This is a genomic window from uncultured Pseudacidovorax sp. (assembly GCF_913773995.1).
GTDB lineage: Bacteria > Pseudomonadota > Gammaproteobacteria > Burkholderiales > Burkholderiaceae_C > Xenophilus.
This window is the reverse complement of sequence record NZ_CAJYES010000229.1, coordinates 1-8,021: the sequence shown is the minus strand read 5'-3', so window position 1 is coordinate 8,021 and position 8,021 is coordinate 1. Positions and strand designations below refer to the sequence as shown.

The window sequence follows — 8,021 nt, the reverse complement described above, 5'->3', positions numbered from 1 at the left end:
CTTGCGCGCCATCCCCGGCGGCACATCCGTTCGTGCCTGCGGCATCGTCACCGTGCGCCAGCGGCCGGGCACCGCCAAGGGCACCGTCTTCGTCACGCTGGAGGACGAGACGGGCGCCGTGAACGTGGTGGTCTGGGCCCGCGTGGCGGAGCAATGGCGCGAGCCGCTGCTCAAGTCGCAGTTGCTGGCCGTGCGCGGCACCTGGCAGCGCGACCACGACAGCGGCGGCAAGGTCTGCCACCTGGTCGCCGAGGCCATGCGCGATCTCACACCCTTACTGGGCCGCCTGGCGCGCGAGAACAAGAGCCGCGACTTCCACTGACGCATGACTGCCGCGGATGCGCCTGGCCGCATCCATGAAGGTTAAAAAAAAGCTTAAGCACTGCGTCAAAAAAACCTCTGACGAAGCGTGGTCTGGCCTTCAGTCCAGGGCGCATTGAGCCGAAAAATTGCATCAATCCCACCATGAAGCTGACGGGTGTGGTGCAAGTCACATATTTTTACTATCGTTAACTAAGCTAACATGACTCTCAACTTCAGCCTAAAGGTTTAGCCCTTTCCGGTACGCCTCCATGCCCTTCGTCCAACGCAACACCCAGGGAGAGATCGTGGCGATGTTCGTCGCGGCGCAGCCGCAGGCGAGCGAATGGCTGGACGCCCAGGCGGCCGAGGTGAGGGCCTTCGTGGGCGAGCCGGCCTCGGGGCCCTCGGCCGCCTTCGGCAACCTCGACAGCGACTTCATCCGGGTGCTGGAGGACGTGATCGATGCGCTCATCGACAAGAACCTGCTGCGCCTGACCGACCTGCCGCTGGAGGCCCAGCGCAAGCTGCTGGCGCGCAAGGACCTGCGCCAGCACCTGCGCGACCGCCTGGACCTGCTGCCCGGCGACGACGTCATCTGAGAGTCTTTCCCACGAATGTCTTCCACGCCTGAAACCAGCGTGCCTGCGGCACGCACGGCATCGTCGTCGCATGTTCCGGACGAGCGCCTGCTCCACGAAGACCCGCTGCTCGACTGCCTGATCGCCATCACCCAGATGCACGGTCAGCCCTGGAGCGCCGAGGCGCTCACCGCCGGCCTGCCACTGGTGGACAGCCGCCTGACGCCCTCGCTGCTGCTGCGCGCCGCCGGCCGGGCGCATCTGGCTGCGCGACTGGTGCGGCGGCCTCTGGAAGGCCTGGGCACCTCGCACCTGCCGGCCATCCTGCTGCTGGCCAATGGCCATGCCTGCGTGCTGCAGGAGCGGCTGGAGGACGGCCGCCTGCGCATCCGCCGGCCGGAGTTCGGCGAATCGTCGGAGGTGATCGACGCCGATGCGCTGGCCGTCGAATACATCGGCGTGGCCGTGCTGCTGCGCCCGCGTTTCCGCTTCGAGGCCCGCGCGCCGCAGGTGAGTGCACTGCGTGGGCGCCACTGGTTCTGGGGCGTCGTGTTCCAGAACTGGCGCCTGTACCGCGACGCGCTGCTGGCCGCTCTGGCCGTCAACCTGTTCGCGCTGGCGGTGCCGCTCTATTCGATGAACGTGTACGACCGCGTGGTGCCCAACCGCGCCACCGACACGCTGTGGGTGCTGGCCATCGGCGTGCTGCTGGTGCTGGTGTTCGACTTCGTGCTGCGCACCGTGCGGGCCTACATCGTCGACACGGCCAGCAAGCGCATCGACGTGCACCTCTCCTCGCAGATCATGGAGCGGGTCATGGGCCTGCGCATGGACGCGCGGCCGGCCTCGGCGGGCTCCTTCGCCTCCAATCTGCGCAGCTTCGAGTCGGTGCGCGACTTCATCGCCTCGGCCACGCTCACCACGCTGGTGGATCTGCCCTTCATCTTCCTGTTCCTGGGGGCGATGGTGTGGATCTCGCCCTGGGTGGTGGTGCCGCCGGTGGTGGGCATCCTGCTCGTGGTCATCGCCTCGCTGCTGGTGCAGCACAAGATGCACGACCTGACCGAGACCACCTACCGCGCCTCGGCCCAGCGCAACGCGGTGCTGGTCGAAAGCCTGGTGAGCCTGGAGACGGTCAAGACCCTCGGCGCCGAAGGCACCGTGCAGCGGCAGTGGGAGCGCTCCACGCGCTTCCTGGCGCAGGTGGGCTCGCGGCTCAAGCTGCTGTCCTCGGCCAACGTCAACTTCACCCAGTTCGTGATGCAGCTGACCACCATCTGCGTGGTCATCGTCGGCGTCTACCAGCTGGAGGATGCGCGCATCACCATGGGCGGCATCATCGCGGCCTCGATGCTGTCGGGGCGCGCGCTGGCGCCGCTGGGGCAGGTGGCGGCGCTGCTGACGCAGTACCACCAGGCGCGCACCTCGCTCACCTCGGTGGAGCAGACCATGACCATGCCGGTGGAGCGCCCCGAGGACGCGCCCTTCGTGCATCGTCCGCAGTTCCAGGGCGCCATCGAATTCAAGGATGTGCACTTCGCCTATCCCGGCCGCGAGCAGGGCGTGCTGCGTGGCGTGAGCCTGCGCATCGCGCCGGGCGAGAAGGTGGGCATCATCGGCCGCATCGGCTCGGGCAAGACCACGCTCGAGAAGATGGTGCTGGGCCTGTGGCGGCCTTCGCGCGGCCAGGTGCTGATCGACGGCATCGACTCGCGCCAGCTCGACCCGGCCGAACTGCGGCGCGCCATCGGCTTCGTGCCGCAGGACATCAGCCTGTTCTACGGCTCGCTGCGCCACAACATCACGCTGGGCGCGCCCTTCGCCGACGACAGCGCGGTGCTGGCGGCGGCCGACCTGTCGGGCGTGGCCGAGTTCGCCGACGCCCATCCGCAGGGCTACGACATGCTGGTGGGCGAGCGCGGCGAATCGCTTTCGGGTGGCCAGCGCCAGGCGGTGGCCATTGCCCGCGCCGTGCTGGCCGATCCACCCATGCTGCTGCTGGACGAGCCCTCGTCCAGCATGGACCACCAGAGCGAGGAGCGGCTCAAGAGCCGCCTGGCCCATTTCGCGCGCAACAAGACGCTGCTGCTCATCACCCATCGCACCTCGCTGCTGGACCTGGTGGACCGGCTGATCGTGATGGACAACGGCCAGGTAGTGGCCGACGGCCCCAAGGCGCAGGTCATCCAGGCCCTGCAGCAGGGCCGCGTGGGCCGCGCGGGCTGAGGGGAGGGCAGGCACATGTTGCAGATCAAGACCGTTCCCCAGAAGAACACCTTCTTCGCCCGTTTGTCCCGCCGCTGGTCGCGCTTCGCGGCCCGGGTGGGCCGCGTCTTCGACCGCTGGATGGACGGCGCCGAGCGCGCCGAACTGCACGACGAGAAGGACTTCGGCGCCGATGCCGAATGGGCCATCGCCGAGCAGAAGGCCCGTGGCGCGCGGCTGGCCGTGTGGATCACGCTCGCGGCCTTCGTGGTGCTGCTGGTGTGGGCCGCCTTTGCCAAGCTGAACGAGGTGACCCGCGGCGAGGGCAAGGTGATCCCCTCGCGCCAGGTGCAGCAGATACAGAGCCTGGACGGCGGCATCGTCTCCGAGATCCTGGTGCGCGAAGGCCAGAAGGTGGATGTCGGCCAGGTGCTGCTGCGCATCGACCCGACGCGCTTCAACTCCTCGCTGGCCGAGAACAAGGCCCAGGTCTACACGCTGCAGGCGCGCGCTGCGCGGCTGGAGGCGCTGGCCTCGGGCAAGCCCTTCAATGTGTCGGAGGAGGTGCGCAAGGCCATTCCCGACGTGGTGGAGCAGGAGCGCGTGGCCTATGAATCCCGTCGCGCCGAACTCGAGGCTTCGGTCGGCGTGGCGCGCCAGCAGCTGGCCCAGCGCCGGCAGGAGCTGGCCGAAGTGGCCTCCAAGCAGGCCCAGGCCTCGCAGAGCTACCAGCTCACCGCCAAGGAGCTGGAGGTGACGCGTCCGCTGATCCGCACCGGCGCCGTGTCCGAGGTGGAGCTGCTGCGCCTCGAGCGCGACGTGGCCCGCTTCCGCGGCGAGCGCGACATGGCCTCGGCCCAGATCCCGCGCATCCAGGCCGCCATCGGCGAGGCCCAGCGCAAGATCGAGGAAGTGGACCTGACTCTGCGCAACCAGGCACGCAGCGAGCTGTCCGAAGTGACCACCAAGCTCGGCGCCCTGCAGGCCGGCAGTGTGGGCCTGGCCGACCGCGTCAAGCAGGCCGAGATCCGCTCGCCGGTGCGCGGCATCGTCAAGCAGCTGATGGCCAACACCGTGGGCGGCGTGGTGCAGCCGGGCAAGCAGATCCTCGAAGTGGTGCCCAGCGACGACACGCTGCTGCTGGAGACCAAGGTGGCGCCGCGCGACATCGCCTTCCTGGTGCCAGGGCAGCCGGCCATCGTCAAGTTCACCGCCTACGACTTCGCCACCTACGGCTCGCTGGACGGCAAGCTGGAGACCATCGGCGCCGACACCGTCACCGACGAGAAGGGCAACGCCTTCTACCTGGTGCGGGTGCGCACCACCAAGAGCGAGATCGGCGAGCAGCAACTGCCCATCCTGCCCGGCATGGTGGCCGAGGTGGACATCCTGACCGGCAAGAAGACGGTGCTGTCGTACCTGCTCAAGCCGGTGCTGCGGGCCAAGGAGCGCGCGCTCACGGAGCGTTGACAGCCCTTCGCCGCTTCTTTCGACCCTGACCCTCTGCCGCCTGTCGATGACGCCTGAATCCTTGCTGATCCTGACCCATGACGACGTGCTCGCCGAGCGCTGGGCGCCGCTGGGCAGCGATTGGCCGGTGACGCGCGGCGCGGACCTGTCGGCGCTCGCCGACTGGCGGGCGCAGGGTCGGCGGCTGGTGCTGCTGGACGGGCAGATGCCCGGACTGCCCGCATGGCACGACCCGCACTGGACGGGGCGGCTGTCGGGCGTCGACGTGCTGGTCGGTCTCGGTGTGGCGGACGACCGGCTGGGCGCGGCGGTGCTGCAGGCCGGTGCCGCAGGCTTCTGCCACCTGTATGCGCCGCTGCCGACGGTGCGGCAGGCGCTGCAGGTGGTGGCTTCTGGCGAGCTCTGGGTCGGGCGCGATCTGCTCACGCGCCTGTTGCGGCTTTTGGACGACCGGCCGGCCGCGCAGCCGCCCAAGACCGCCCCCGATGCGGCCTGGGCCCAAGGACTGACCCTGCGCGAGCGTGAGGTGGCCGAGCTGGCCTCGCTGGGCGAGGCCAACGACGCCATCGCCGAGCGTCTGGGCATCACGCCACGCACGGTCAAGGCCCACCTGTCGACCGCCTTCGACAAGCTCGGCGTGGCCGACCGGCTGCAGCTGGCGCTGCGGGTGCACGGCATCCGGTAGGCCTTCGGGGCCGCAAGCCCCAAAAGTGTGACTTAGTTCCGCAAAGAAGCGGGGCGGCATTGTCCTCAAGGCCAATGTGCGCGGAAGAAACGTTCATTAACATTTTCCGTAACGTTTTTTCACCTAACTCCACACACGCCATGGCCACTACCACGACCGCTGCCGCCACCGGGTCCATCACCGCCCTGATCGGCAAGGCCTTCATCCGGCTGCCTTCCGGCCAGCTGCGCGCGCTGCAGGTTGGCGATCTCGTCCGCGAAGGGCAGCAGCTGGTCATCGAAGACGGCGCCGTCCTCGAGATGCGCACTCCCGCGGGGGTTGTCGAAGTGGCCGGTCCGCGCGAGGTGTCGACCAACGCCGAGATGCTGGGCACGGCGCCCACGCCAGAGCGTTCCGAGGGGGCCGTCAACAAGGGCACCGCGGCGGTGGACCAGGTGATCCAGGCCCTCAACCGTGGCGAAGATCCGTTCCAGAACCTGGACCCGACCGCCGCCGGTCTGACCGGTGGCGAGGCCAGCGAAGGCCACTCCTTCGTGGTGCTGGACCGCATCGTCGAGACCACCCCTTCCCTGGGCCTGGCCCAGGCCAATGGAACGGCACTGCCGAGTGCGGCGCTGCCGCCCAGCGCCGCTCTGCTGCTGGCCAATGCGACGAACAACGCGCCGACCGCACAGGACGACCGGGTGACCACGCAGGAGGACACGCCCATCGCCGGCCGTGTCACCGCCACCGACCTGGACGGCAACCTGCTGACCTTCACGCCCGCCACCAATCCGCAGCATGGCGTGGTCGTGGTCAACACCGACGGCAGCTACCTCTACACGCCCGCCAAGGACTACAACGGCACCGACAGCTTCACCGTGACGGTGAGCGACGGCCAGGGCGGCACCACGACGGCCACGGTGACCATCACCATCACGCCGGTCAACGATGCGCCGGTGCCGAGCAACCCCGACAACCCGCCCGCCAACCAGAATTTCGACCCGGCCACCGGCAACTACCGCATCACCACGCCCGAGGACACGCCCGTGTCGGGCAAGGTCGCGGCCACGGATGTGGACGGTGATGCGCTGACCTTCACCAAGGGAAGCGACCCGGTGCATGGCACAGTGGTCGTCAATGCCGACGGCAGCTACACCTACACGCCTGCCAAGGACTACAACGGCGCCGACCAGTTCACCGTGGTGGTGAGCGACGGCAACGGCGGCACGGCCACCTCGACGGTGTTCGTGGGCATCACGCCGGTGAACGATCCGCCGGTGATCGTCGATCCGCCCAGCCCGCCGCCCGGCCAGACCTTCGACCCGACCACGGGCGACTACCGCATCACCACGCCCGAAGACACGCCGGTGTCCGGCAAGGTGGCGGCAAGCGACGTGGACGGCGACCCGCTGACCTTCACCAAGGGCAGCGATCCGACCCACGGCACCGTGGTGGTCAACGCCGATGGCAGCTACACCTACACCCCTGCCAAGGACTACAACGGCAGCGACCAGTTCACCGTGGTGGTGAGCGACGGCAACGGTGGCACGGCGACCTCGACCGTGTTCGTGGGCATCACGCCGGTGAACGATCCGCCGGTGATCGTCGATCCGCCCAGCCCCCCGCCCGGCCAAACCTTCGACCCGACCACGGGTGACTACCGCATCACCACGCCCGAAGACACGCCGGTGTCCGGCAAGGTGGCGGCGAGCGACGTGGACGGCGACCCGCTGACCTTCGTCAAGGGCAGCGACCCGACGCACGGCACGGTGGTGGTCAACGCCGACGGCAGCTACACCTACACGCCCGCCAAGGACTACAACGGCGCCGACCAGTTCACCGTGGTGGTGAGCGACGGCAACGGCGGTACGGCCACCTCGACCGTGTTCGTGGGCATCACGCCGGTGAACGATCCGCCGGTGATCGTCGATCCGCCCAGCCCCCCGCCCGGCCAGACCTACGACCCGACCACGGTCGACTACCGCATCACCACGCCCGAAGACACGCCGGTGTCCGGCAAGGTGGCGGCGAGCGACGTGGACGGCGACCCGCTGACCTTCACCAAGGGCAGCGACCCAACCCACGGCACCGTGGTGGTCAATGCCGACGGCAGCTACACCTACACGCCGTCCAAGGACTACAACGGCAGCGACCAGTTCACCGTGACGGTGAGCGACGGCAATGGCGGCACCGCCACCTCGACGGTGTTCGTGGGCATCACGCCCGTGGACGACGCCAGCGTGCTGACGCCCGACGTGAAGACCACGACGGAAGACAGTCCCGCCATCGGCAACGTGCTGGTCAACGACCGCGACGTGGACAGCACGCTGTCCGTGGCCTCTTTCCAGGTGGCAGGCCAGGCCGCCGTGCTGGCTGGCGGTACCGCCATCATCGCCAACGTGGGCACGATCACCATCGCGGCCAACGGCGACTACGTGTTCACGCCCAATGCCGATTGGAACGGCCAGGTGCCCACGGTCACCTACACCACCAATACCGGCTCGTCGACCACGCTGGACATCACCGCCACGCCGCTGGACGACACGCCCGCGCTGTCGAACGACGTGGCCAAGACCGCCGAGGACACGCCGATCAAGATCGACGTGCTGGCCAACGACACCGACGTCGACGGCGACAAGCTGACGATCATCGCCGTCGACGGCAAGGACATCGCCGCTGGCCCGGTGGCCGTGACCGGCGGCGTGGTGAGCCTCAATGCCGACGGCACGCTGCTCTACACACCCAACCCCGACTCCAACGGCAACCTGACCTTCACGTACACGGCCACCGACGGCCGC

The 8,021-nt window shown here is 68.5% G+C and carries 6 protein-coding genes; all 6 read left to right on the top strand.

Annotated features, from left to right (window positions below):
* Window positions 1-322, top strand: a 322-nt coding sequence (locus tag QZ772_RS21735; protein WP_295530919.1) for an OB-fold nucleic acid binding domain-containing protein, incomplete at its 5' end; no start/stop codon positions are given.
* Between the two features lie 250 nt (window positions 323-572).
* Window positions 573-902, top strand: a complete 330-nt coding sequence (locus tag QZ772_RS21730; RefSeq protein ID WP_295530916.1) for a hypothetical protein — start codon at window positions 573-575, stop codon at window positions 900-902.
* Between the two features lie 15 nt (window positions 903-917).
* Window positions 918-3,107, top strand: a complete 2,190-nt coding sequence (locus QZ772_RS21725) for a type I secretion system permease/ATPase (RefSeq protein WP_295530912.1) — start codon at window positions 918-920, stop codon at window positions 3,105-3,107.
* Between the two features lie 120 nt (window positions 3,108-3,227).
* On the top strand, window positions 3,228-4,556 hold the full coding sequence (locus QZ772_RS21720) for an HlyD family type I secretion periplasmic adaptor subunit (RefSeq protein WP_295530923.1): 1,329 nt from the start codon (window positions 3,228-3,230) through the stop codon (window positions 4,554-4,556).
* 46 nt (window positions 4,557-4,602) lie between these two features.
* Complete coding sequence (locus tag QZ772_RS21715) at window positions 4,603-5,241, top strand: response regulator transcription factor (RefSeq protein ID WP_295530909.1); 639 nt, start codon at window positions 4,603-4,605, stop codon at window positions 5,239-5,241.
* A gap of 140 nt (window positions 5,242-5,381) precedes the next feature.
* Window positions 5,382-8,021: retention module-containing protein (locus QZ772_RS21710; protein WP_295530906.1), on the top strand; the 2,640-nt coding region annotated here is incomplete at its 3' end.

Bases quoted from the DNA above. Each gene is read 5' to 3' on its own strand.
- QZ772_RS21730 (WP_295530916.1), top strand. From the start codon at position 573: ATGCCCTTCGTCCAACGCAACACCCAGGGAGAGATCGTGGCGATGTTC.
- QZ772_RS21725 (WP_295530912.1), top strand. From the start codon at position 918: ATGTCTTCCACGCCTGAAACCAGCGTGCCTGCGGCACGCACGGCATCG.
- QZ772_RS21720 (WP_295530923.1), top strand. From the start codon at position 3,228: ATGGACGGCGCCGAGCGCGCCGAACTGCACGACGAGAAGGACTTCGGC.
- QZ772_RS21715 (WP_295530909.1), top strand. From the start codon at position 4,603: ATGACGCCTGAATCCTTGCTGATCCTGACCCATGACGACGTGCTCGCC.